General features: G+C 56.5%; 19 protein-coding genes and 1 other RNA gene. 13 read left to right on the forward strand and 7 right to left on the reverse strand.

Annotated features, from left to right (window positions below):
* Positions 1 to 422 precede the first annotated feature (422 nt).
* The gene (locus QLG09_RS20420) at positions 423 to 1,082 is read left to right on the forward strand and encodes a winged helix-turn-helix transcriptional regulator (protein WP_025204381.1); all 660 of its coding nucleotides are present in this window, start codon (positions 423 to 425) and stop codon (positions 1,080 to 1,082) included.
* Positions 1,083 to 1,149: 67 nt separating this feature from the next.
* Positions 1,150 to 1,779 carry a winged helix-turn-helix transcriptional regulator gene (locus tag QLG09_RS20425; RefSeq protein WP_014169722.1) on the forward strand — a complete coding sequence of 210 codons (630 nt, stop codon included), beginning with the start codon at positions 1,150 to 1,152 and terminating at the stop codon, positions 1,777 to 1,779.
* Between the two features lie 51 nt (positions 1,780 to 1,830).
* On the opposite strand, the gene QLG09_RS20430 is transcribed toward QLG09_RS20425, so the two are convergent.
* From QLG09_RS20430 to QLG09_RS20440, 3 genes are all read right to left on the reverse strand, one after another.
* The gene (locus QLG09_RS20430; protein WP_003857766.1) at positions 1,831 to 2,025 is read right to left on the reverse strand and encodes a YdiH family protein; all 195 of its coding nucleotides are present in this window, start codon (positions 2,023 to 2,025) and stop codon (positions 1,831 to 1,833) included.
* An 85-nt stretch (positions 2,026 to 2,110) separates the two neighbouring features.
* Positions 2,111 to 2,521, reverse strand: a complete 411-nt coding sequence (gene menI, locus QLG09_RS20435) for a 1,4-dihydroxy-2-naphthoyl-CoA hydrolase (RefSeq protein WP_020884381.1) — start codon at positions 2,519 to 2,521, stop codon at positions 2,111 to 2,113.
* Entirely contained in the window at positions 2,518 to 5,574 is a 3,057-nt protein-coding gene (locus QLG09_RS20440) for an FAD-binding and (Fe-S)-binding domain-containing protein (RefSeq protein ID WP_014169719.1), read from the reverse strand. The genes menI and QLG09_RS20440 overlap by 4 nt, the downstream gene beginning before the upstream one ends.
* 197 nt (positions 5,575 to 5,771) lie before the next feature.
* Here QLG09_RS20440 and ydiK point away from each other — a divergent pair, with 197 nt between their 5' ends.
* Positions 5,772 to 6,887, forward strand: coding sequence for an AI-2E family transporter YdiK (gene ydiK / locus QLG09_RS20445; protein WP_020884383.1), 1,116 nt, complete (start codon positions 5,772 to 5,774; stop codon positions 6,885 to 6,887).
* Positions 6,888 to 7,095: 208 nt separating this feature from the next.
* Positions 7,096 to 7,203, forward strand: an RNA gene (rprA, locus tag QLG09_RS20450) — antisense sRNA RprA.
* 5 nt (positions 7,204 to 7,208) lie between these two features.
* On the opposite strand, the gene QLG09_RS20455 is transcribed toward rprA, so the two are convergent.
* The 3 genes from QLG09_RS20455 to ppsA form a co-directional block, all read right to left on the reverse strand.
* Complete coding sequence (locus tag QLG09_RS20455) at positions 7,209 to 9,584, reverse strand: glycoside hydrolase family 3 N-terminal domain-containing protein (protein WP_049022956.1); 2,376 nt, start codon at positions 9,582 to 9,584, stop codon at positions 7,209 to 7,211.
* Between the two features lie 3 nt (positions 9,585 to 9,587).
* Positions 9,588 to 10,988: an MFS transporter gene (locus QLG09_RS20460; RefSeq protein WP_282489338.1), complete on the reverse strand. Its 1,401-nt coding sequence runs from the start codon at positions 10,986 to 10,988 to the stop codon at positions 9,588 to 9,590.
* 231 nt (positions 10,989 to 11,219) lie between these two features.
* Entirely contained in the window at positions 11,220 to 13,598 is a 2,379-nt protein-coding gene (gene ppsA / locus QLG09_RS20465; RefSeq protein WP_020884386.1) for a phosphoenolpyruvate synthase, read from the reverse strand.
* Positions 13,599 to 13,933: 335 nt separating this feature from the next.
* Here ppsA and ppsR point away from each other — a divergent pair, with 335 nt between their 5' ends.
* The 8 genes from ppsR (at position 13,934) to QLG09_RS20505 (ending at position 22,041) form a co-directional block, all read left to right on the forward strand.
* Complete coding sequence (gene ppsR / locus QLG09_RS20470) at positions 13,934 to 14,767, forward strand: posphoenolpyruvate synthetase regulatory kinase/phosphorylase PpsR (protein WP_020884387.1); 834 nt, start codon at positions 13,934 to 13,936, stop codon at positions 14,765 to 14,767.
* Positions 14,768 to 14,919: 152 nt separating this feature from the next.
* Positions 14,920 to 15,966, forward strand: a complete 1,047-nt coding sequence (gene aroH / locus QLG09_RS20475; protein ID WP_025204385.1) for a 3-deoxy-7-phosphoheptulonate synthase AroH — start codon at positions 14,920 to 14,922, stop codon at positions 15,964 to 15,966.
* Between the two features lie 166 nt (positions 15,967 to 16,132).
* The gene (hemP, locus tag QLG09_RS20480) at positions 16,133 to 16,321 is read left to right on the forward strand and encodes a hemin uptake protein HemP (protein WP_020884389.1); all 189 of its coding nucleotides are present in this window, start codon (positions 16,133 to 16,135) and stop codon (positions 16,319 to 16,321) included.
* Positions 16,322 to 16,397: 76 nt separating this feature from the next.
* Positions 16,398 to 18,383 (forward strand): TonB-dependent hemoglobin/transferrin/lactoferrin family receptor, encoded by a 1,986-nt coding sequence (locus tag QLG09_RS20485; protein WP_282489340.1) that lies wholly within the window; start codon positions 16,398 to 16,400, stop codon positions 18,381 to 18,383.
* A 47-nt stretch (positions 18,384 to 18,430) separates the two neighbouring features.
* Positions 18,431 to 19,459, forward strand: a complete 1,029-nt coding sequence (locus QLG09_RS20490) for a hemin-degrading factor (protein WP_044867859.1) — start codon at positions 18,431 to 18,433, stop codon at positions 19,457 to 19,459.
* The gene (locus QLG09_RS20495; RefSeq protein WP_049022953.1) at positions 19,456 to 20,277 is read left to right on the forward strand and encodes a hemin ABC transporter substrate-binding protein; all 822 of its coding nucleotides are present in this window, start codon (positions 19,456 to 19,458) and stop codon (positions 20,275 to 20,277) included. Before QLG09_RS20490 ends, QLG09_RS20495 begins: the two co-directional genes overlap by 4 nt.
* Positions 20,277 to 21,269: an iron ABC transporter permease gene (locus tag QLG09_RS20500; RefSeq protein ID WP_049022952.1), complete on the forward strand. Its 993-nt coding sequence runs from the start codon at positions 20,277 to 20,279 to the stop codon at positions 21,267 to 21,269. The genes QLG09_RS20495 and QLG09_RS20500 overlap by 1 nt, the downstream gene beginning before the upstream one ends.
* Positions 21,262 to 22,041 (forward strand): heme ABC transporter ATP-binding protein, encoded by a 780-nt coding sequence (locus tag QLG09_RS20505; RefSeq protein WP_032681199.1) that lies wholly within the window; start codon positions 21,262 to 21,264, stop codon positions 22,039 to 22,041. Before QLG09_RS20500 ends, QLG09_RS20505 begins: the two co-directional genes overlap by 8 nt.
* On the opposite strand, the gene QLG09_RS20510 is transcribed toward QLG09_RS20505, so the two are convergent.
* Complete coding sequence (locus QLG09_RS20510) at positions 22,008 to 22,931, reverse strand: LysR family transcriptional regulator (protein ID WP_020884395.1); 924 nt, start codon at positions 22,929 to 22,931, stop codon at positions 22,008 to 22,010. The two genes, QLG09_RS20505 and QLG09_RS20510, sit on opposite strands and share 34 nt — an antisense overlap.
* A gap of 141 nt (positions 22,932 to 23,072) precedes the next feature.
* On the opposite strand from QLG09_RS20510, the gene QLG09_RS20515 reads away from it, so the two are divergent.
* Positions 23,073 to 23,780: a CoA transferase subunit A gene (locus QLG09_RS20515; protein WP_032677981.1), complete on the forward strand. Its 708-nt coding sequence runs from the start codon at positions 23,073 to 23,075 to the stop codon at positions 23,778 to 23,780.
* Positions 23,781 to 23,782 lie beyond the last annotated feature (2 nt).

The following is a 23,782-nucleotide window of genomic DNA, read 5'->3' on the forward strand; positions in this document are numbered from 1 at the left end:
TATTAACATTCAGACAAAAAGACGCGTCGGTTTTTTCACCCACTTAATGTTTTGTCTTTTACAGACAGCAGCAAAAAAAATGAAATAATTTTATTTCATTAAACGTCTGAAGACGCATATGACTTGCTGTCGATGAAATAAAATTTATACAACTCCGTTGACGTCGACAATCATTTTCGGAGTCTTTCCGTAGACCCGTAATTAACAAAAATAAAACATTGTAAATAAGGAATGCCTTATGCATATAACGGGCAGTCTATTAATAGACCGGAGTGTTAAGATCATTAAATTCAAAATGTTAGTCAGGATAATATTGAAAGTCTACTTTTAGACCTGTGCTGCATATTCCCGTAGTCGCTGTTTTTTAAGATAATTCTCTACGCCGGTCACCCATGATCGCAATGAAAGCAGTGGAGCACCTTATGAACACGCGAATGACAGCGGTCCTCACCGATGTAAAATCTACCGTACTGGATTTAAAGCCGTATGCCCATATTGATAAGTTAATCAGTACTGTGCTGCCTTTTACGGAAAGGCATATTCTCGCGAAAGGCGAAATTATTCAGTATCACAATAATGATGTTCGCCTCTGTTTTTTGCTGTTACACGGCAGCGTTGCGCTGCATCGTCGTGGCGATGGTATTGTTTTAAACTCAGAGTCCTCACCTTTTATTCTGGGTGTCAGCAGCCAGTTCTCCTCTGAACATCTGTACGTCAGAGCGCTTGAAACCTCAGAAATAGCGCATGTCTCTCTGGATAATTTTAATAAGATCGTGGCGGAAAAAAACTTATGGGAACATTTTTCAAAGCTACTCATCTATACCGCCTCCCGGGTATACGAGCACTGCGCGCAAATATCGCAGATGTCAGCCTATGACATTATCCGGTTCCAGCTGGTCGAATTGATGCAGGAGCCAGATGCCGTACGGAAAAACATCACGGCGGCAGCGTATATCAAGAGTCGAACCTACCTTTCACGCAGTGGGATTATGCGTATTCTCGCGGAACTGCGTACCGGAAAGTACATCACGATGGAGCGTGGCGTGCTGCTGGAAATCCGTCATTTACCACGTAAATACTGATTAGCCTCGTGTTTACGATAAGGAGTAACGCTATAATCAGGGGGGTTATCGCTACGGGTTATAGGTTATGTCCTCTACTGAAAAAACGCATCGTGGTTCTCCTTACGCGCGAGAACTGATTTCATTCCTGCAACCCTACTGTACCACGCGCAATGTTGCTCCCGGCGAACAGCTGGATCTCCAGGTTAATGGCCAGAGCGTGTGCTATTTGATCCTCGAAGGCACCGTTGCTATCTACCGCAGAAGCGACAACATGATGCTCACCACCGCACGTAGCCCGGCGCTTTTTGGCCTCGCCAATCTGACAGACATCTACTTCAATGATTATCTTAAAACCGTGACCCCCTGCCTGACGGGTATGCTTACCACCGCTCAGGTGGAAGCCGTTATCAAAGAGAATGGGTTATGGGGGTTGTTGTCTAAGCACCTGATGTTTGTTTATAACCGGCTATACAATAATGTGATGCCTCAGGGCGCGCCCACGGCCTATGAGATGATTCGCCAGCAATTGATAAAGCTGATGGATGAAGATGAGAGTTATCGCAACGCCATCACCGCAGAGCGGTATATTCGCGAAAAAACCCAGCTGTCGCGCAGCGGGGTGATGCGTATTCTGGCGGATTTAAAAACAGGCGGGTTCATTGAGATAGAAGATGGCAGGCTCGTTAAAATCAATAAACTGCCTGCCCGGTACTGAACGTCAGATACAAAAAAGACCGCTGACGCGGCCTTTTTTTTACTGTCACGATCAATGGACGTGAACGCCCAACCGCCAGGCAAAGTAGATCTCTTCTTTAAGCTCATTTGAAGAGAGCGCCAGCAAATCTGTGAACTCCAGTTCAAGCTGTTTCAGCTTTTTCAGGTACTGCGCCGGAGACAGGTTGCTTTTATCACGACGTAAATATTCAATTGCCAGCTGTGTTGGGGTTATTTCAGTATCCATGATGTCCTCGCTTATGTACAAAACCTGACCAGTATATCACAAGAGGCTGGCTAGTTTTTGACCAAAGGCAAAACATCTGAAAACTTTACACGACCGCCGTCGTCAGTCGCGACGAGCAGCAGAGCCGATCCTGCTCGTCAAGAATGTCAATCTGCCACACCTGATGGCGGCTACCGGCGTGTAGCGCGCGACAAACGCCGCGCACCCGTCCACTTCGCACCGAGCGAATATGGTTCGCGTTCACCTCCAGCCCGACGACCTTTTGCTCCCCTTCGGTGCAAAGATAACCCGCCACGGACCCCAGGGTTTCGGCCAGCACGACGGATGCGCCGCCGTGCAATAAACCAAACGGCTGATGCGTGCGATGATCGACAGGCATCGTGGCCTCCAGTTCATCCTCGCCAATACGCGTGAACTGAATGTCCAGCAGCCCTACCATATTCCCCTCGCCCATGGCATTCAGCGCCTGCAGCGTCACGGCTCGTTTCCAGATCATCCAATTATCTCCAGTAAGGCCTGTAATGGGTGACGCACCCCGTTCCCTTCAACCCGTTTCACCTGGCTTCGGCAGGAGTAGCCCGTGGCCAGACAGCGGTTCCTCGGCAAACGCTGCATCGCCTGATGCCACGACAACTCATAGATACCGAGCGAGTTCGCGTGGTTTTTCACTTCGTGCCCGTAGGTACCTGCCATGCCACAGCAGCCCACGTTGACGCTCTCAAGCTTCGCCCCGAAGCGGGCAAAGATAGACGCCCACTGCGCCGGGGCGCCCGGCAGTGCCGTCACTTCCGTGCAGTGACCGAACAAATACCACGATTCACCGCTCACATCCTTCACGGTCGCCTGTTGCAGCGCCGCCGGCAGCCACTCGTGCACCAGCATGACGTGGAAATCACCGCGTTGCTCCCCCAGCGTCTGCTTATACTCATCGCGGTAGCAGAGCACCAGCGCCGGATCGACACCGACCATCGGCATCCCTAGCTGCGCCACCCGGTTGAGGAAGTCAGCGGTTTTCCGCGCCGTTTTCGCAAAACGGGTAAGGAAACCTTTAATGTGCTGCGCTTTGCCGTTTGGTGAGAACGGCAGTACCACCGGCTGATAGCCCAGTTTTTCTACCAGACGGATAAAATCGGCTACCACCTGGGCATCGTAGTAGCTGGTAAACGGATCCTGCACCACCAGCACCACATTGGCTTTCTGCTCAGGGGTCAGCGCCTCAAGCTGCTCCAGCGTCATGTTCGCCGAGCGGTGCCCCACGAGCTGACGCTGTAGCGAAGGGACCGACAGCAGCGGCAGGTCCACCATCCCGATATGTTTTTCGGAAAGCTTTCGCACCAGCGGCTGATTGATGAAGAAGTTAAAGGTCTTCGGCGCACGCGCCATCAGCGGGGCATAGCTCTCCACCGTCGCCACCAGATGGTCACGCATTGGACGCAGATAGCGGGTATGGTAAAGCTGCAGGAACCGTGAGCGAAACTCCGGCACATCAATCTTGATCGGACACTGGGTTGAGCAGGCTTTACAGGCCAGGCAGCCGGACATGGCCTCCTTCACCTCGTGGGAGAAATCATACTCGCCTTTGTTCGCATGCCAGCTGTTGCGGGTACGTTCAATCAGCGAGCGCAGACTGGCGCGTTTTTCCGGTAATTCCTGTTCCAGCTTCAGCGGATCAACCCCGCGGTCGGCCAGCAGACGCAGCCATTCGCGGACCAGCGTCGCGCGGCCTTTGGGCGAGTGAATGCGGTTACTGGTAATTTTCATCGACGGACACATTGGGCTTTTCACGTCGAAGTTGAAACACAGACCGTTACCGTTACACTCCATTGCACCGCGCCAGGAGGCGCGCACCGCAATCGGGATTTGTCTGTCATAGGTGCCGCGCTTGACGGCGTCCACCTGCAGCATTGGGGCATCGACGCCCTCTGGCGGGCAAATTTTACCCGGGTTGAGACGGTTATCCGGATCGAATGCCGCTTTGACCTTACGCAGTTCAGCGTAGAGCGTTTCACCGAAGAACGCCGGGCTGTACTCCGCGCGGAACCCTTTCCCGTGTTCTCCCCAGAGCAGGCCGCCATATTTCGCGGTCAACGCCACCACATCGTCGGAGATCTGTTTCATCAGGATCTCCTGCTGCGGATCGCACATGTCCAGCGCCGGACGCACGTGCAGCACCCCGGCATCCACGTGGCCGAACATGCCGTAGCTCAGACCGTGGCTGTCCAGCAGGGCGCGGAACTCAACGATGTAATCCGCCAGATGCTCAGGCGGGACGCAGGTGTCTTCAGCAAAGGGAATCGGTTTGGCAGCCCCCTTCGCGTTGCCCAGCAGCCCCACCGCTTTTTTACGCATCGCGTAAATACGCTCAATGCCGGAGAGTTCGCTGCAAAGTTGCCAGCCAATGACCCCACCTTCGCCTGCTGCAATCAGTTCGTCCAGCCGCTGACAGAGCGTGGTGACCTGGCTTTCAATCAGCGCTTCGTCATCGCCGGCAAATTCAACGATGTTGAGACCCAACATCTCTTTATCAGGTACATCGGTGATAAGCTCACTCACCGAGTGCCAGACGATGTCTTCCCGAGCCAGATTAAGCACTTTAGAGTCGACGGTTTCCACCGACAGCGCCCGCGCGTCAACCATAAAGGGCGCATTGCGCAGGGCAGAATCGAAGGAATTGTATTTGACGTTCACCAGCCGACGCACTTTCGGCAGCGGCGTAATATCCAGCCGCGCCTCGGTAATAAATGCCAGCGTCCCTTCGGAGCCGGTCAGCACGCGGGTTAAATCAAACTGCGTCAGGTCATCGTTAAAGACATGACGCAGATCGTAGCCGGTTAAGAAGCGGTTCAGTTTAGGGAATTTGTCGAGGATCAGCTGGCGGTTATCGCGACAGCGCTCAAGCACGGTGCGGTAAATCCGCCCGTTGGCCGTGTTGTCTTTACCCAGCGTTTCCGCCAGTTCGACCGGCATCGGCTGGGTATCCAGGATATCGCCGCCCAGCAGCACCGCGCGCACGCCAAGAACGTGATCGGAGGTTTTACCGTAGACCAGCGACCCCTGCCCGGAGGCATCGGTGTTAATCATCCCACCGATTGTCGCACGGTTGCTGGTAGAGAGCTCGGGGGCAAAGAAGTAACCATAAGGCTTGAGGTACTGGTTAAGCTGATCTTTGATGACGCCCGCTTCGACACGCACCCATCCTTCTTCGGGATTGATCTCAATGATGCGGTTCATATAGCGCGACATATCAATGATGATGCCCTGGTTCAGCGCCTGACCATTGGTGCCGGTGCCGCCGCCGCGTGGCGTGAACACCAACGAGGTAAATCGCTCCTGCGTTGCGAGCCGCGCAATAAGCGCCACATCGGCCGTTGAACGGGGAAACACGACTGCATCGGGAAGAAGCTGGTAGATACTGTTGTCGGTCGCCATTGTCAGCCTGTCGGCATAATGTGTGGCGGTATCACCTGTAAAACCCTGTTGCTCCAGTGCCTGCAAAAAATTAAGCACCAGCTGAACGACGCCAGGTGCCTGAGAAATCTGTGGGATCATTACTGTCGACCCTAATTAGAGGTGTGAAATCGTTTGCGTGTATCGTAAAAGTTTTATCACATTTTTTTCTTATACGCTCTGCAGAATTACAGGCAGAATTCGCCTGTCAAAAATCGCTGAAATCATTAATGATTAGAGAATCGCGGTTTTCCGTTCCCGCCAGCCACGCTGGTGTTCAATTAAGGAAAGTTTCATTTATGGTCAATCTTCGCCAGCCCAGGGATGTTGCGCAAATTTTGCTGTCGGTGCTGTTCCTGGCCCTCATGATTATTGCGTGTTTGTGGATCGTTCAACCCTTCATTCTCGGCTTCGCCTGGGCTGCAACCGTTGTGGTTGCCACCTGGCCTTTACTGTTACGGTTGCAGAAACTACTCTTCGGACGTCGTGGGCTGGCGGTCCTGGTGATGACGTTGCTGTTGTTCCTGCTGTTCATTATTCCCGTTGCGCTGCTGGTCAACAGCCTTGTCGACTCCAGCGGCCCGGTGATTCGCGCCGTGACCAGTGGCGATCTGACGCCGCCGGATCTCGCCTGGCTTAACAGCATTCCGGTTGTTGGCGCAAAACTTTACAGCGGCTGGCATGGCCTGCTGGAGATGGGTGGCAGCGCGCTGATGGCGAAAGTGCGCCCGTATATTGGCACCACTACCACCTGGTTTGTGGGTCAGGCAGCGCACATTGGCCGCTTTATGATGCACTGTACGCTGATGCTGGTCTTTAGCGCCCTGCTGTACTGGCGCGGTGAGCAGGTGGCTTTAGGCGTGCGTCATTTTGCCACTCGCCTGGCGGGCAAACGGGGTGATGCCGCGGTTCTGCTGGCGGCGCAGGCCGTGCGCGCGGTTGCGCTTGGCGTCGTGGTAACGGCGCTCGTTCAGGCGGTGCTGGGCGGTATTGGTCTTGCGATTTCTGGCGTGCCGTACGCCACCGTCTTCACCGTGGTCATGCTGATGACCTGCCTTGCGCAACTGGGTCCGTTGCTGGTGCTGGTACCCAGCATTATCTGGCTGTACTGGACCGGCGATACCACGTGGGGCACCGTTCTGCTGGTCTGGAGCTGCGTGGTTGGCACCATGGATAACGTTATTCGTCCCATCCTTATTCGCATGGGCGCAGACCTGCCGCTGATCCTTATTCTCTCAGGCGTCATTGGTGGATTGATTGCTTTTGGGATGATTGGTCTGTTTATTGGTCCGGTGCTTCTGGCCGTGACCTGGCGTCTGTTCTCCGCCTGGGTGCACGAAATCCCGCCTCCGGGAACGGACCCGGACGTGATTTTGAGCGAACTGGAAGAGCTGGAAGATAAGAACAAGCAGTAATGGACAGGCCGGGTAACGCAGTCGCGTACCCGGCCTACATATTCCCCTTTAATACTTAAACATTGCTAAAGTATTTATTCGTTGCGCACTGGTCATACCCGCTATTACGGCTCTAAGTCCCCTATTAACCTCAAGAAATCTTTACGTCTCTTTAACTATTGAGACGAATCTGATCGACGCTAAAAGCTGACATGCCTACTATTAGGACACGGTTATAAATCAACACCTTGATTTATAAGCATGGAAATCCCCTGAGTGAAACAACGAATTGCTGTGTGTAGTCTTTGCCCATCTCCCACGATGGGCTTTTTTTTATCCTGATTACGCGCGGCTGACGTCACAGGTGCTGAGCATCCGCCATTCCGTTGACAATACACGGGTTTCCCCGGTCACATTGACCGTCACCACCTCGCGAATATCCGCCGACGATGCACCAATCTGCAGCTCAAATTCACCCGGTTCGACGATCCGTTTGCCGTCACGACGGGTAAAGTTGAACATCTCAACGGGCAACGTAAAGGTGACCGTGGCGGTTTCACCCGGTGAGAGCGTGACGCGCTGGAACGCCTTCAACTCCTGCAGGGGCCGCACCTGCGTGGCGACGTTATCCCGGACATAGACCTGTACCACCTCGCTGCCGCTGCGCTCACCGCTATTGGTGATATCCAGGCTTACGACCACCTCGCCGTCGATCGGAACGCGGGGTTCAGCCACGCGCGCCGTTCCCCAGCTAAACTGCGTCCAGCCGAGACCGAAGCCAAAGGGATAGCGGGAGCCAAAATGGAAAGCGAACGGTGTGCCGCCACTTTTGAGCTTGTGGTTGTAGTAATAGGGCATTGCTCCCGCGCTTTTCGGCACGCTGACCACCAGACGTCCCTGCGGTTCAGCGCGGCCCGTTAATACATCCGCAATCGCCCAGCCGCCCTCCTGCCCTGGTGCCCAGGCCATCATCAGCGCGGCGACGTTATCTTCCAGCCCCTGAAGGTTGTAAGGCCTCCCGCCGGTCATGACCACGATAACCGGCTTGCCGGTGGCCACCAGCGCAGCCAGCAATTGTTGCTGTACGCCCGGCAGATTCAGAGAGTCGGTATCAGAGCCCTCCCCGACGGTTCCGCTCTGGAACAGCCCGGCGAGATCGCCAACGCAGGCCACCACCACGTCACTCTCCTGTGCGGCTTTTACGGCTTCAGGGATCAGGTCGGTACGCTGCGAGACCGGAGATTGCTGCATGGGTTTACCGCCGCTGTCACCCGGAAACACCGGCGCACCCGCCATCCGTTTTTCGATAATGTGACAGCCTTTGGCATAACGTACCCGCGAGGCCCCCAGATACTGCTCAAGCGCCGCGCGCGGTGTCGTGACCTGCGAGGTCTCTTCCACCATGTCGCTAATAATTAAGTGCACCGGAAAACTGTAACCGCTGAGGAGCGCCAGCGGATCGTCTGCCGTTGGCCCGACGACCGCCACGCGAGGGTTGCCGCCGAGGGGCAAAATGCCGTTATTCTCAAGCAGCGTCAGCGAACGGGTCGCCACTTCCCTTGCAACCTGACGCGTTGCCTCATTTTGCAAATCGATGCCCTCTTCATCGGCATACGGTTTTTCAAACAAGCCAAGACGGAATTTTTCGGTCAGGACGCGTGCCACTATTTCATCGACTTTCGCCATGGAAATCAGTCCGCGCTCAACGGCTTGTGCCAGATGACGCGCGCAGTCATCTTTTGGTAGTTCGACATCCAGCCCGGCATTGAAGGCCAGCGCTGCAGATTCGGCGGCATCGTGCGAGATGCCATGATGCTGGTGCAGCAGGCTCACGCCGCCGTAGTCCGCAACGATGATCCCATCGAACCCCCACTGTTCACGCAGCACGGTTGTCATCAGGAAGTGGTCGCTGTGTCCGGGCTGGTTATCGATATCGTGATAGGCAGGCATCACCGAACCGGCATTGGCCAGCTTCACTGCCATCTCAAACGGCAGCAGGAAGGTGTCGTTCAGTTCGCTAAAGCCCAGATGCACCGGCGCGTGGTTGCGTGCCCCTTCGCTGAAGGAGTGGCCCACATAATGTTTGAGCGTTGCCAGAAGATCGCGCTTATCGCCCTGCAAACCCTTCACGTATGCCGTAGCCATCACCCCCACCAGCCACGGGTCTTCTCCGAAGGTCTCTTCGGTGCGTCCCCAGCGAACGTCGCGAGAAACATCCAGCACCGGGGCCAGCCCCTGCTGGCAGCCAACAGAGCGTGCTTCTTTGCCAATCTGTTCTGCCGCACGCTGCACCAGCTGCGGATCCCAGGTCGAACCGTAGTTCAGCGACGACGGGAACAGCGTGGCATCTTTGCACAACAGCCCCACCAGGCACTCTTCATGGAACAGCGCCGGAATACCGAGGCGCGTCTCTTCCATCATCATGCGCTGCAGGCGGTTAGCGGCACGCACGCCTGTTTTCGCATCAACGATATGGGTGCCCAGTGGACGCGTAATCTGTCCCACCCCCAGTTTCAGCCGTTCGCTAAGCGCAGCCTGTTCGCTCACACCCGCGAATTCATCGCTCAGATCGCTGCGTTCGCGGTGGTTACCGTTTTCATCGAGGATCAACCAGTAGGCATGCATCTGGGCGAACTTCTCTTCCGGGGTCATGCGTGCCAGTAGGTCGGCGACGCGTTCATGCACGGGACGTCCCGCGTCCTTATAAATCGCAGTCATGTGTTACTCCTGTATTGCGGAATGGGTGGCCGGGGTGAGTTGTCCTGTCTCGTCTCGCACCTCGCGTTTGCTGGCCAGCTCGCGGGCGATGGAATTGACGAGCTTGCTGTTGAGTTTGTAAATGGTCAGCAGCGCGACCATACAGAGGAACAGCACGCAGGGGATGAGGGTGAAGAGCGCATTAATGGTAGAGAGCACGTGCGGTGCCTGGGTTGCCTGACCGGGCGCATAATCCACCATCCCGAGAACCCAACCGACCACCGCCCCGCCCAGCGCCAGACCAAATTTGATGGCAAACAGCGCGGTAGAAAAGACCAGACCATCCAGACGACGGCCGCTGCGATGCTCCTCATAATCGACCACATCAGAGAACATGGTCCACTGCAGCGGCGTGGTCAGGTTCTGAAAAAAGCTAAAGATAATGTTGAGGCCAAAAATCAGCCAGATCTGCGAAGGCGGCAGAAAGAAAATCAGCGCGCCGAAAATCACGAAGGAAATAATGGTCCACTGATAGGCACGGACGCGGTCAAATTTCCCCAACAGACGTTCAGATAATAATGCCCCCGTTAAGGACGCCACCATCCCGGAAACAATAAAGGCAAATACCAGCTCCGGGCGCAGAAGCACATATTTCACGTAATACATGGTGGCAGAACCACGCGTCACCACTGCGGTTAACAGCAAAATATTAAACAGGAAAACAATTCGCCACTGGCTATTTCCGGCCAGCAGTTTTAAATCGCCGATCATCGAACCCGAGGTGTCATTGCGCGGGGAATAACGCTCGCGGGTCATCAGAAAACAGCAGAAGAAGAGAATAATACCCAGCAGGCCCATCATGCTCATGGCATAGAAATAGCCTTTCTGAACGTTGCCCTGGCCTAACAGCGAGACCAGCGGTAAGGCGATCACTGTCACAATCAACCCGCCGATGAACGACAGGCCGAAGCGCCAGGACTGCAGCGAGTGACGCTCACGCGGATCCAGCGTCAGCGCCCCGGGCATGGCGCAATACGGGACGTTAATCGCGGAATAAATAAGGCTTAAGATGGCGTAAGTAACGCAGGCATAGACGATTTTCGCCGTCGGCCCGACGTCCGGTACATAGAAGGTGGTAAGGCAGCTTACGCCAAATGGGATGGCAAACCACAATAGCCAGGGACGAAAGCGACCGTGCCGCGTCTGAGTGCGGTCGACCAGCGCGCCAATGCAGGGGTCGACAAAAGCATCCACCACGCGCACCACTAAAAACATGGTGCCCATGATGGCCGCTGGCAAACCGAAAACATCCGTATAAAAATAGGCGAGAAATAAGGTTGCCGTTTGCCAGACCAGCGCACTGGCCATATCACCTAAGCCATAACCTATTTTATCTTTGGTACGCAATACAGAGGAGATTGTCATTGTTATTTGCCTTTTTATCAGGTTAAAACGTATTTCAACCAGTTGCGCATCAGCGAGGGAAATGCGCGGTAAGGCTCAAGTATTAGCAACGCTTTGCGCGCTAACAATTGTCTAAATTAACAGACAAATTATGATATTTGGTTTTTTACTTTATTTGTGATGGGGAGCAAATAAGGCATGAAATAAAAAAGGCGAGGAATATATCCTCGCCTTTTTCTGGTGCTGATGGCGTTACTTGTTGAGTTCGGCCAGGCTCAGCCAGGTTTGCACCACGGTGTCCGGGTTCAGGGACAGGCTGTCAATCCCCTCTTCCATCAGCCATGCGGCAAAGTCTTCATGGTCAGACGGACCCTGACCGCAAATCCCGACATATTTACCCTGTTTCTTCGCCGCGCGGATGGACATCGACAGCAGCGCTTTCACCGCCTCGTTACGCTCATCAAACAGTTCAGAGACCACGCCGGAGTCACGGTCAAGACCGAGCGTCAGCTGCGTCATGTCGTTCGAGCCGATAGAGAAGCCGTCGAAGTACTCCAGGAACTGCTCAGCCAGCAGGGCGTTGGACGGAATTTCACACATCATGATAATCTTCAGCCCGTTTTCGCCGCGCTTCAGACCCTGACGTGCCAGCTCCTCCACCACCGCTTTCGCCTGATCCACGGTACGCACGAACGGGATCATGATCTCAACGTTGGTCAGTCCCATGTCGTTGCGCACGCGCTTCACGGCGTCACATTCCAGCGCGAAGCAGGCACGGAAGCTGTCAGAAACATAACGTCCGGCGCCACGGAAGCCGAGCATTGGGTTCTCTTCTTCTGGCTCGTAACGCTCACCCCCCACCAGATTCGCGTATTCGTTTGACTTAAAGTCGGACAGACGCACGATCACGCGCTTCGGATAAAACGCCGCGCCCAGCGTGGCGATCCCCTCGGTCAGACGACCGACGTAGAACTCTTTTGGCGAGTCGTAACCTTTCATCATCTCGCGGATTTCGTTCTGCAGCTTCGCGTCCTGGTCGTCGAATTCCAGCAGCGCGCGCGGGTGAACGCCAATCATACGGTTGATGATAAATTCCAGACGCGCCAGGCCAACGCCTTCGTTCGGCAGGCAGGCAAAGTCAAACGCACGGTCCGGGTTACCAACGTTCATCATGATCTTCAGCGGCAGATCCGGCATGGTATCGACGCTTGAACTCTTCACGCTGAAGTCGAGAATATCGGCATACACGTAACCGGTATCGCCTTCCGCACAGGAGACGGTCACTTTCTGATCGTCCTTCATGCGCTCGGTCGCGTCACCGCAACCGACAACGGCAGGGATCCCCAGCTCACGGGCGATGATTGCCGCGTGGCAGGTACGGCCACCGCGATTGGTGACGATGGCCGCCGCTTTCTTCATGATCGGTTCCCAGTCCGGGTCGGTCATGTCGGTCACCAGCACATCGCCTGGCTGAATGCGGTTCATCTCGCTGATGTCATGGATCACTTTGACAGGACCGGCACCGATGCGATGGCCAATCGCGCGGCCTTCCGCCACGATTTTGCCCTGTGCGTGCAGGGTATAACGCTCCATCACCTGACCGCGGGAGCGGACAGTTTCCGGACGCGCCTGCACGATAAACAGCTTGCCGGTGTTGCCATCTTTGGCCCATTCGATATCCATCGGACGGCCGTAGTGTTTTTCGATCTGTACCGCCTGTTTCGCCAGCTCCTGCACTTCTGCATCGGTCAGGGAGAAACGGTCACGCATTTCCTGCGGTACGTCTTCAATCTTAACCTGCTTACCATGCTCCTGCGTCGGGGCATAGATCATGCGGATTTTTTTCGAGCCCATCGTGCGGCGAACGACCGCCGGACGGTTTGCGGCCAGCGTCGGCTTATGAACGTAGAATTCGTCAGGGTTCACCGCGCCCTGTACTACCATCTCACCCAGACCCCACGCCGAGGTGATGAACACCACCTGGTCGAAGCCGGATTCGGTGTCGATGGAGAACATCACGCCGGAAGAGCCCACGTCGGAGCGCACCATGCGCTGTACGCCAGCAGAAAGCGCCACGCCGCGATGGTCATAGCCCTGGTGCACGCGGTAAGAGATGGCGCGGTCATTGAACAGGGACGCGAAGACGTGCTTCACCGCCACCAGCACGGCGTCATAACCCTGGACGTTAAGGAAGGTTTCCTGCTGTCCGGCGAATGACGCATCGGGCATATCTTCCGCGGTGGCAGAAGAACGCACGGCAAACGACGCCTGGGCATCATCTGCTGAGAGCTGGTTATAGGCTTCGTGAATGGCTTTTTCCAGTTCCGGCTGGAAAGGTGTGTCGATAATCCACTGGCGGATTTGGGCACCGGCTTTCGCAAGCTCGGTCACATCATCAATATCCGTTTTATCCAGCAGGTCATAAATGCGCTGGTTTACACCGCTCTGGTCTAAAAACAGGTTAAAGGCATCGGCGGTTGTGGCAAACCCGTTCGGTACGGAGACACCCATACCCGACAGATTTGTAATCATTTCACCCAGGGAGGCATTTTTGCCCCCAACTCTGTCTACATCATTCATGCCGAGTTGGTTATACCAAAGCACCAGCGGTGACGAGCCATTGTTGGACATCGAAACAATCCTTTTGTGATATTTGATCGGAGTAAGAAACACCTGACTACGTATTTATACTGGCATAATTATTTCCGCTAAAAAAACGGTGAATCGTGTAAGCAATTTAAATTTTCAACTTTTCGGATACTTTCCCACCATCCGCTAACCCGATGATTCCTATATATTCAGCCAAAAACCCTAAAAATAAAGTCGCTAATTGAAAAATGAAATCCACTTTTCAGGAAAATCAAAAACACCGTTTCATTTATAATTAGGATAAGTTCTTTGCTGTGTAATTTACTTTTTTAATTTATGCTTTCAGACAATTACGTACGATATTCAGGGTGGGTAAAATGGATAATGCTGTCGATCGCCACGTTTTTTATATTTCTGATGGTACGGCGATTACCGCCGAAGTGCTGGGACATGCGGTGATGTCGCAGTTCCCCGTTTCGATTAACAGCATCACGCTGCCGTTTGTGGAAAATGAGAGCCGTGCAAAGGCGGTGAAGGACCAGATTGACGCCATCTTCCAGCAGACGGGGGTCCGCCCGCTGGTCTTCTACTCCATCGTGATCCCTGAAATTCGCGCGATTATTTTGCAAAGTGAAGGGTTCTGTCAGGATATCGTCCAGGCGCTGGTGGCCCCGCTGCAGAGCGAATTGAAACTCGATCCGACGCCTATCGCCCACCGAACGCACGGGCTGAACCCCGGCAACCTCACCAAATACGATGCGCGTATCGCCGCCATTGATTACACCCTGGCGCACGACGACGGTATTTCGCTGCGTAACCTCGACCAGGCGCAGGTGATACTGCTTGGCGTCTCGCGTTGCGGGAAAACCCCGACCAGCCTTTACCTGGCGATGCAGTTCGGTATCCGTGCCGCCAACTACCCCTTTATTGCTGACGACATGGACAATCTGGTGCTGCCAGCCGCCCTTAAGCCGCTCCAGCACAAGCTGTTTGGCCTGACCATCAACCCGGAACGGCTGGCGGCAATACGTGAAGAACGCCGTGAGAACAGCCGCTACGCCTCAATGCGCCAGTGTCGAATGGAGGTTTCCGAGGTGGAGGCGCTGTACCGCAAAAACCAGATCCCGTGGCTAAACAGCACTAACTATTCGGTAGAAGAGATCGCCACCAAAATCCTCGATATCATGGGACTCAACCGCCGCATGTACTAACATGCTAGTACAATAACTCAGAATCGGGTATCATCACCACATCCTCGACGCGCAGACGCGCCGAACTTGAATTCAGCAGGGATTGGTTTAAGGTGATGCCCATCACTTCCCGGTAGTCTGCCGATGAAGCAAAAATTTTTCTGAGACATTTCATGAATAAAACCGATGAACTCCGCACTGCGCGCATTGACAGCCTGGTCACACCGGCTGAACTGGCACAGCGGCATCCTGTTTCCGCGGGTGTAGCGGAACATGTCACGGCATCCCGCCGTCGCATTGAAAAAATCCTTAATGGTGAAGACAAACGTCTTCTGGTGGTGATTGGCCCTTGCTCCATCCACGATCTGGATGCCGCAATGGATTACGCAAAACGGCTTCAGGGACTGCGGGACAAGTACCAGCATCGCCTTGAAATTGTCATGCGCACCTACTTTGAAAAACCGCGCACCGTCGTGGGCTGGAAAGGGCTGATTTCCGACCCGGACCTGAACGGCAGCTACCGTGTTAATTATGGCATTGAGCTGGCGCGTAAACTGCTTTTGCAGGTCAATGAGCTGGGCGTACCGACGGCCACCGAGTTTCTCGATATGGTGACCGGACAGTTTATCGCCGATCTCATCAGCTGGGGCGCTATCGGTGCGCGCACCACGGAAAGCCAGATCCACCGTGAGATGGCCTCTGCCCTCTCCTGCCCGGTTGGTTTTAAAAACGGTACCGATGGCAACACGCGAATTGCCGTTGACGCGATCCGTGCATCGCGTGCCAGCCATATGTTCCTGTCGCCGGATAAGCGCGGTCAGATGACCATTTATCAGACCAGCGGCAACCCATACGGGCATATCATCATGCGTGGCGGGAAAAAGCCTAATTACCACGCGCAAGATATTGCTGCGGCGTGCGAAACGCTGGCCGAGTTCGACCTGCCGGAACACCTGGTGGTGGATTTCAGCCACGGCAATTGCCAGAAACAGCATCGCCGCCAGCTGGACGTGTGTGATGAGATCTGCCAGCAGATCGTCAGCGGTTCAACCGCCATCGCGGGCATTATGGCCGAAAGTTTTATCCGGGAAGGCACGCAAAAAATCGTAGCCGGACAGCCAATGGTTTACGGCCAGTCGATCACCGACCCGTGCCTGAGCTGGGAAGACAGCGAACTTCTGCTGGAGAAACTGGCGGCAGCGGTCGATTCACGTTTTTAGTCCTTGCCTTTTACCCTCTCCTGCGGGAGAGGGTCTACGTTCGCGCACGGCCACATCCGCTTCTGTTTTGATCCCATCACAGTTTTTTCACAAAATCGCTTGCCGTGAATTTTCACTTTGTTGATAATGATTATCATTGTTACATTGATTGTTATTTATAAACATTATGTCACGTACGGATAACAACGCGGCAACGCCCGAAAACACACACACAGCACCTGCCCCAGCGCGCACCGATCGTCGGATCGACAGTAAAAGCCTGCTGGGGGACGAGGGACGCGTGATCATCGAGCATGACGGCCAGCTTTATCTGTTGCGCCAGACCCATGCCGGGAAGCTGATCCTCACCAAATAAATACCACAATACCTTCGCCAGCCACCCAGGTGATCCCCAGGCAGCCAGCGCTTTCGATTCTTTATGGAGAGTTGCTATGCCACACCTGCATTCCGCATTTTTGCGCCCGTCCTGCCTTGCGCTATCCGTTGTCAGCGCCCTGCCGGGCGTCGCGTTTGCGGCCACAGATGACATGACCGTTATCGCCACCGGCAACGCCCGCAGCGCCTTCGAAGCCCCGATGATGGTCAGCGTGATTGACACCGCGGCCCCGGAAAACCAGACCGCCAGCTCGGCCGCCGACCTGCTGCGCTACGTCCCAGGCCTGATGCTTGACGGCACCGGGCGCACCAATGGTCAGGACGTCAACCTGCGCGGTTACGACCGTCGCGGCGTACTGGTGCTGGTGGATGGCGTGCGCCAGGGGACCGACACTGGCCACCTGAACAGCACGTTCCTCGACCCGGCTCTGATTAAACGTATCGAAGTGGTTCGCGGCCCGTCAGCCTTACTGTACGGCAGCGGCGCGCTGGGGGGCGTGATCGCGTATGACACCGCCGATGCAAATGACCTGCTGGAACCGGGCAAAAACAGCGGCTACCGCGTGTTTGGTACGGGCGCGACGGGCGATCACAGTCTGGGCATGGGGGCCAGCGCTTACGGGCGTACCGAAACCCTGGACGGACTGGTTGCCTGGTCGAGCCGCGATCGCGGCGATCTGCGCCAGAGCGACGGTGGAACAGCACCGAATGACGAATCCATCAACAACATGCTGGCAAAAGGCCGCTGGGCCATCGACCCGGCCCAGACGTTGAGCGGATCCCTGCGCTATTACAATAACGCGGCGCAGGAGCCAAAAAACCCGCAAACCCCCGCCGCGGACGCCAGCAGCAATCCCATGACCGATCGCTCCACCATTCAGCGAGACGCTCAGCTGGGCTATCACCTGGCTCCCCAGGGCAACGACTGGCTGAATGCCGATACGAAACTCTACTGGTCTGAAGCGCGCATTAACGCCCAGAACATTGACGGCACCGGCGAGTTTCGCAAGCAGACCACCCAAGGTGGCAAAGTGGAAAACCGCACCCGTCTGTTCAGCGACACGTTTGCCTCACATCTTCTGACCTATGGCGGCGAATACTACCGTCAGGAGCAACATCCGGGGGGCACCACCACCGGCTTCCCGGAGGCTAAAATCGATTTCAGCTCCGGCTGGCTGCAGGACGAGATCACCCTGCGCGACCTGCCGGTCACGCTTCTCGGCGGTACCCGTTACGATAATTACCGCGGGAGCAGTGAAGGATACGACGATGTGAACGCGGACAGATGGTCCTCCCGTGCCGGACTGACCGTCAGCCCGACCGACTGGCTGATGCTGTTCGGCTCTTACGCACAGGCCTTCCGTGCGCCGACCATGGGTGAAATGTATAACGACGCCAAACACTTCTCCATCGGCCGCTTTTACACTAACTACTGGGTACCGAACCCGAACCTGCGTCCGGAAACCAATGAAACGCAGGAATTTGGCTTCGGACTGCGCTTTGACAACGTCATGCTTGCTAACGATGCGCTGGAGTTCAAGGCCAGCTACTTCGACACCAAAGCCAAAGACTACATCTCCACCAGCGTCGATTTTGCGGCTGCGACCACCATGTCCATGAACGTTCCCCACGCCAAAATCTGGGGCTGGGACGTGATGGCGAAATACACGGCCGACCTGTTCAACCTCGACGTCGCCTATAACCGCACCCGGGGAAAAGATACCGATACGGGCGAGTATATCTCCAGCATCAACCCGGATACCGTCACCAGCAAGCTGGATATCCCGGTGGCGCAAAGCGGTTTCTCCGTCGGCTGGATCGGCACCTTCGTCGATCGCTCAACCCATATCAGCAGTAGTTACAGCGAACAGCCTGGCTATGCGGTTAACGATTTCTACGTAAGCTATAAAGGCCAGGAGCAGCTCAAAGGGGTAACCACGACGCTGGTGCTGGGTAACGCGTTCGACAAGGCGTACTGGTCTCCTCAGGGCATTCCTCAGGACGGACGCAACGGTAAGATTTTTGTGAGTTACCAGTGGTAATCCCCACGCCCCGGCCTGCCGGGGCCCTTATTCGAAAGGAAGAGACAATGAATCACTACACACGCTGGCTTGCGCTGAAAGAAGAAAACCCGGGTCAATACGCACGTGACATCGCAGGCTTAATGAACATCAGCGAAGCAGAGCTGACCTTCGCCCGCGTGGGCCACGACGCCTGGCGCCTGCACGGCGACATCCGCGAAATCATCGGCGCGCTGGAAGCCGTGGGCGAGACCAAATGCATTTGTCGTAACGACTATGCAGTTCACGAGCAGGTGGGCGCGTTTACGCATCAACACCTTGGCGGCCACGCCGGGCTGGTACTGAATCCGCGGGCGCTGGATCTGCGCCTGTTTCTCAACCAGTGGGCGAGCGCGTTCCACATCAGTGAAACCACCGCCCGCGGTGAGCGTCAGAGCATTCAGTTCTTCGACCTTCAGGGCGATGCCCTGCTGAAAGTTTACACGACCGATAACACCGATATTTCTGCCTGGGGCGACCTGCTTACGCGCTTTATCTTTGCCGATAATCCGCCACTGGCGCTGAAGCATGCCGATGTCCCTGCCCACAACGAAAAGGCTGATGCCGCCCTCGTTGACCAGGAGTGGCGCGCCATGACCGACGTGCATCAGTTCTTCGGCCTGCTGAAGCGCCACAATCTGAGCCGCCAGCAGGCGTTTCGTCTGGTGGGCGACGATCTGGCCTGCAGGGTAGACAACACCGCTCTGGCACAGCTGCTGGAAACGGTCCGCCTGGAGGGGAATGAAATGATGATCTTCGTCGGCAACCGCGGCTGCGTGCAGATCTTTACCGGCGTGGTGGAAAACGTCGTCCCGATGAAAGGCTGGCTCAACATCTTCAACCCAACCTTTACCCTGCATCTGCGGGATACGTCCATCGCCGAAACATGGGTGACGCGTAAACCCACCGCTGACGGGCACGTCACCAGCCTGGAGCTCTTCGCCGCCGACGGGACGCAAATCGCTCAGCTGTACGGTCAACGCAGCGAAGGTGAACCAGAGCAGCGTCAGTGGCGCAGCCAGGTCGACGCCCTGACCCGAAAAGGGCTGGCCGCATGAAAAAATGGCTCGCCCTGCTCTGCGCCCTGCCGCTGGTGACGTTCGCGGCCACACCGCAGAAAATTGTCGCCCTGGGGGGTGACGTGACTGAGATTGTTTATGCCCTTGGCGCGGGATCGTCACTGGTTGCCCGCGACAGCACCAGCCAGTGGCCGCAGGCGGCGAACGCCCTGCCCGACGTCGGCTATTTGCGCCAGCTTAACGCGGAGGGGATCTTATCCATGCGCCCGACGCTGGTGCTGGCCAGTGCTCAGGCGCAGCCCTCGCTGGCGTTAAAACAGGTCGAGGAAAGTCACGTCAGTGTCGTCACCGTTCCCGGCAGTCATGACCTGAGCGTGATTGACGAAAAGGTGCGAGTCATTGCCGAAGCGACGCATCGCGAAGCACAGGGTGACGCATTGCGCGCTACGCTGCGCCAGGCGCTGGCAGCCCTGCCCACCTCGCCACTCGACAAACGGGTGCTGTTTATCCTCAACCACGGCGGGATGACCGCGATGGCTGCCGGACAACAGACCGCCGCGGATGCTGCCATTCGCGCAGCGGGTTTGCAAAACGCGATGCAGGGCTTTACCCGTTATCAGCCACTGTCCCAGGAAGGCGTGATTGCCAGCCAGCCTGACCTTGTCGTGATTTCGCAGGACGGCGTAAAGGCATTGGGCGGCGAAGCGAATGTGTGGACACTTCCCGGCCTGGCGCAAACGCCGGCGGGACGGAACAGGCAGGTGCTGGCCATCGACGATATGGCGCTGCTGGGCTTTAGCGTGCGCACGCCGCAGGCCATACAGCAATTGCGCACCCGGGCGGAGCAACTGCCCTGATGTCCCGACGGATCGCGTTGTCGCTGTGGATGCTGGCCGCCATCCTGACGATCATGACGCTGGCGGCCTCCGGGGCTGGCGCACTGCATCTGCCGGTCAGTCTGCTGTGGCGCGGCAGTGATGAAACCCTGCGTCAGATCTGGCTGACCATTCGTCTCCCCCGGGTCCTGCTGGCGCTGGTCACCGGCGGCTCGCTGGCGCTGGCAGGCTGCGTAATGCAGGGGCTTTTTCGTAATCCGCTGGCGGATCCGGGGCTGCTTGGGATCAGCAGCGGCGCGGCTCTGGCCGTGGCGCTGTGGGTGGTCATTCCCCTCTCGCTCCCTGCGCTGATGATGCTTTACGCTCCCATGATCGCGGCATTTGGGGGTGCGCTGGCGGCCACTTTGGTCATTTTCGTCCTAAGCCAGCAGCGTAACAGCACACTTTCACGGCTGTTACTGGTAGGCATTGCCCTCAATGCCCTGTGCGGTGCGGCAGTCGGCGTGCTGTCATGGCTCAGCAATGATGCCCAGCTTCGCCAGCTCTCCCTCTGGGGCATGGGCAGCCTGGGTCAGGCACAGTGGTCTACGCTGCTGGCCGTCACCTCGCTGATGGTGCCAGGCGTTCTGATTATCTGGCGTCTTGCCTGCGCGCTCAATTTACTGCAGCTGGGGGAAGAAGAAGCGCACTACCTTGGCGTGGCGGTAGCAAAGGTACAGCGGATCCTGTTGCTGTGCAGCGCCTTACTGGTTGCCGCCGCGGTTGCCGTCAGCGGGGTGATTGGTTTTGTCGGTCTGGTGGTGCCGCACCTGATACGGATGTGGCTGGGCGCCGATCACCGGGCCGTGATCCCCGGCTCCGTACTGGCCGGGGCGTCGCTGCTGCTGGTTGCCGATACGGTGGCGCGCACGCTGGTCGCACCGGCTGAAATGCCGGTCGGTTTACTGACCAGTCTCTTCGGCGCGCCGTGGTTCCTGTGGCTCATTTTTCGTCGTGGAGGCGCACATGGCTGAACGCTACCGCGCGGAACGTCTTGTTTATCAGGTCGGGCAACGGACGCTTATCAACGACGTGTCGCTGGCGTTATCTCCGGGGGAAATGGTGGCGTTGATTGGGCCTAACGGTGCCGGAAAATCGACGTTACTGCGCCTGCTCACGGGCTATCTCACGCCTTCAGGCGGGCAATGCAGCCTGGCGGGTACGCCGCTTGAGGCGTGGCACCCGCAAAAGCTTTCACGCCGCCGGGCAGTGATGCGCCAGAATACGCAGCTCGGGTTCGACTGGCCGGTCGACGCGGTGGTGGGTATGGGCCGCGCGCCCTGGACGCGCTACCCTGAAGCCCCGGTTGTCGAAGCCGTAATGGCGATAACGGGCTGCCTGCCCCTCGCAGACCGACACTTTTCGGCCCTCTCCGGTGGCGAGCAACAACGGATCCAGCTCGCCCGCGCCCTGGCGCAGCTCTGGCATGACGGCGGTCCGCGCGGCTGGCTGTTTCTCGATGAACCCACTTCCGCGCTGGATCTTTACCACCAGCAGCATCTGCTGCGGCTGTTGAAATCCCTGACCCGTCAGGGCGATTTTCACGTGTGCGTGGTGCTGCACGACCTCAATCTGGCAGCGCTGTGGGCGGACCGGATCCTGCTGCTGCATAACGGCACGCTGGTTTCTCAGGGCACGCCGGAAATGGTTTTACAGGCCGACGCGCTGGCCCGGTGGTATGGCGCGCAGGTATACGTTGGCCCACATCCGGTTCACGCCTCACCGCAGGTGTTTCTCGCCCCCTGACCGGGCTGATAAAAATCTTTCAGCGTCTCAAGCAGGGCATGCGCCGCTTTTGAAAGCTGCGTGTGCCCGGGATGGATCACGCCGATGCATTTTTCAATCGGCGGGTTATCGAGTGGAATACAGACCGCGCCTAACGAGGTCATCTGCGCCTCGCACAGTGCCGGGACCGCACTGCCGCCCAGGCCGCTGGCGACCATTCTGCCCACCGTCACCAGTTGATGGCTCTCCAGCGCCACATCCAGTTTACGACCGCTGCGGGCCAGCTCTTCTTCCATCATCAGACGAACGGCCGAAGGGCGTTGCAGGGTAATGAAATCCAGCGTCAGTAGCGCTTCCCATGACAGGCGTTTTTTGGCTGCCAGAGCGGACGATTTCGGCACAATGGCAACAAATCGATCGAGACCCAGCGGCGTAAAAAGCAGGTTATGGGTCGGCGCCGGTTCAAACGCGATCCCCATCTCGACCCGCCCTTCCCGCACCATTTCAATTACCTGCTCGTTGATAACATCGTGCACGGTGACGTTGATCCCAGCGTGGCGATCGCGAAATGCCTTGAGCACCTCCGGCAGGACATTCGCCGCAAATGACGGCATCGCCGCGACTGAGATTTTGCCGCGCTGCAGCGTAAAGCACTGATGCATGGCTTCTTCAGCGTTATCCCAGTCCGCCAGCAGCTGCCGCGCCATCGGTAAAAAGGTCTCCCCCTCCTGCGTCAGCGCCACCTTGCGGGTGCTGCGCTGCAACAGCGGTCCCCCCAGCGCCTCCTCCAGACCCTTGATCGTCAGGCTAAGCGCCGGCTGGGAAAGATTCAGCCGTTCACTGGCATGCGCGAAATTCAGAGTGTGAGCTACCGCTAAAAACGCGCGTAACTGTTTGACACTCATTCTCATTTTTCACCTTGTTAACTAATTGAAAAATTTTAGTTAACAGGAAATTAATAAAAAAACCAAATGAGTGGGTCACAAATTCAAAATTAACAAATGAGTCGCCGCCCCCTAATGATACCGGCACGGATAACGGGAGGGATGATTATGGCGGGACTGGATAAGCGCGTCGGCAGCTATGCGCAGGCGCTGGACGGGCTGACGGACGGAATGACATTGCTGGCTGGCGGCTTCGGCCTGTGCGGCATTCCTGAGAACCTGATTGCCGAAGTCAGACGCCGTCAGGTGCAGGGGCTGACGGTGGTTTCAAACAACTGCGGCGTCGATGGTTTTGGTCTCGGGATACTCCTTGAGACGCGCCAGGTACGAAAAGTGGTGGCGTCGTACGTGGGCGAAAACGCGCTGTTCGAGCAACAGGTGTTGAGCGGCGAGCTGGAAGTGGAACTCACCCCACAGGGAACCCTGGCAGAAAAGGTTCGCGCTGGCGGAGCGGGTATTCCGGCGTTTTACACGGCCACCGGCTATGGCACCCCCGTGGCTGCTGGCAAGGAAGTTCGCCAGTTTGCCGGCAAGCATTATGTCCTCGAAGAGGCCATCACCGGCGATTTTGCGCTGATCAAGGGCTGGAAAGCGGACTGGTACGGCAACGTTATCTATCGCCATACCGCGCAAAACTTTAACCCGCTGATGGCCACCGCGGGCCGGATAACGGTGGTGGAAGTGGAAGAGATCGTCGCCCCGGGCGAACTGCCCCCGTCGGCCATTCATACCCCGGGGATCTACGTCGACAGGCTGATTGTCGGCCAGTTCGAGAAACGCATTGAACAGCGCACGCTGCGCGCAGAGGGAGTCTGAAG

It is taken from the genome of Enterobacter sp. V89_11 (assembly GCF_029967775.1).
Lineage (GTDB): Bacteria > Pseudomonadota > Gammaproteobacteria > Enterobacterales > Enterobacteriaceae > Enterobacter > Enterobacter ludwigii.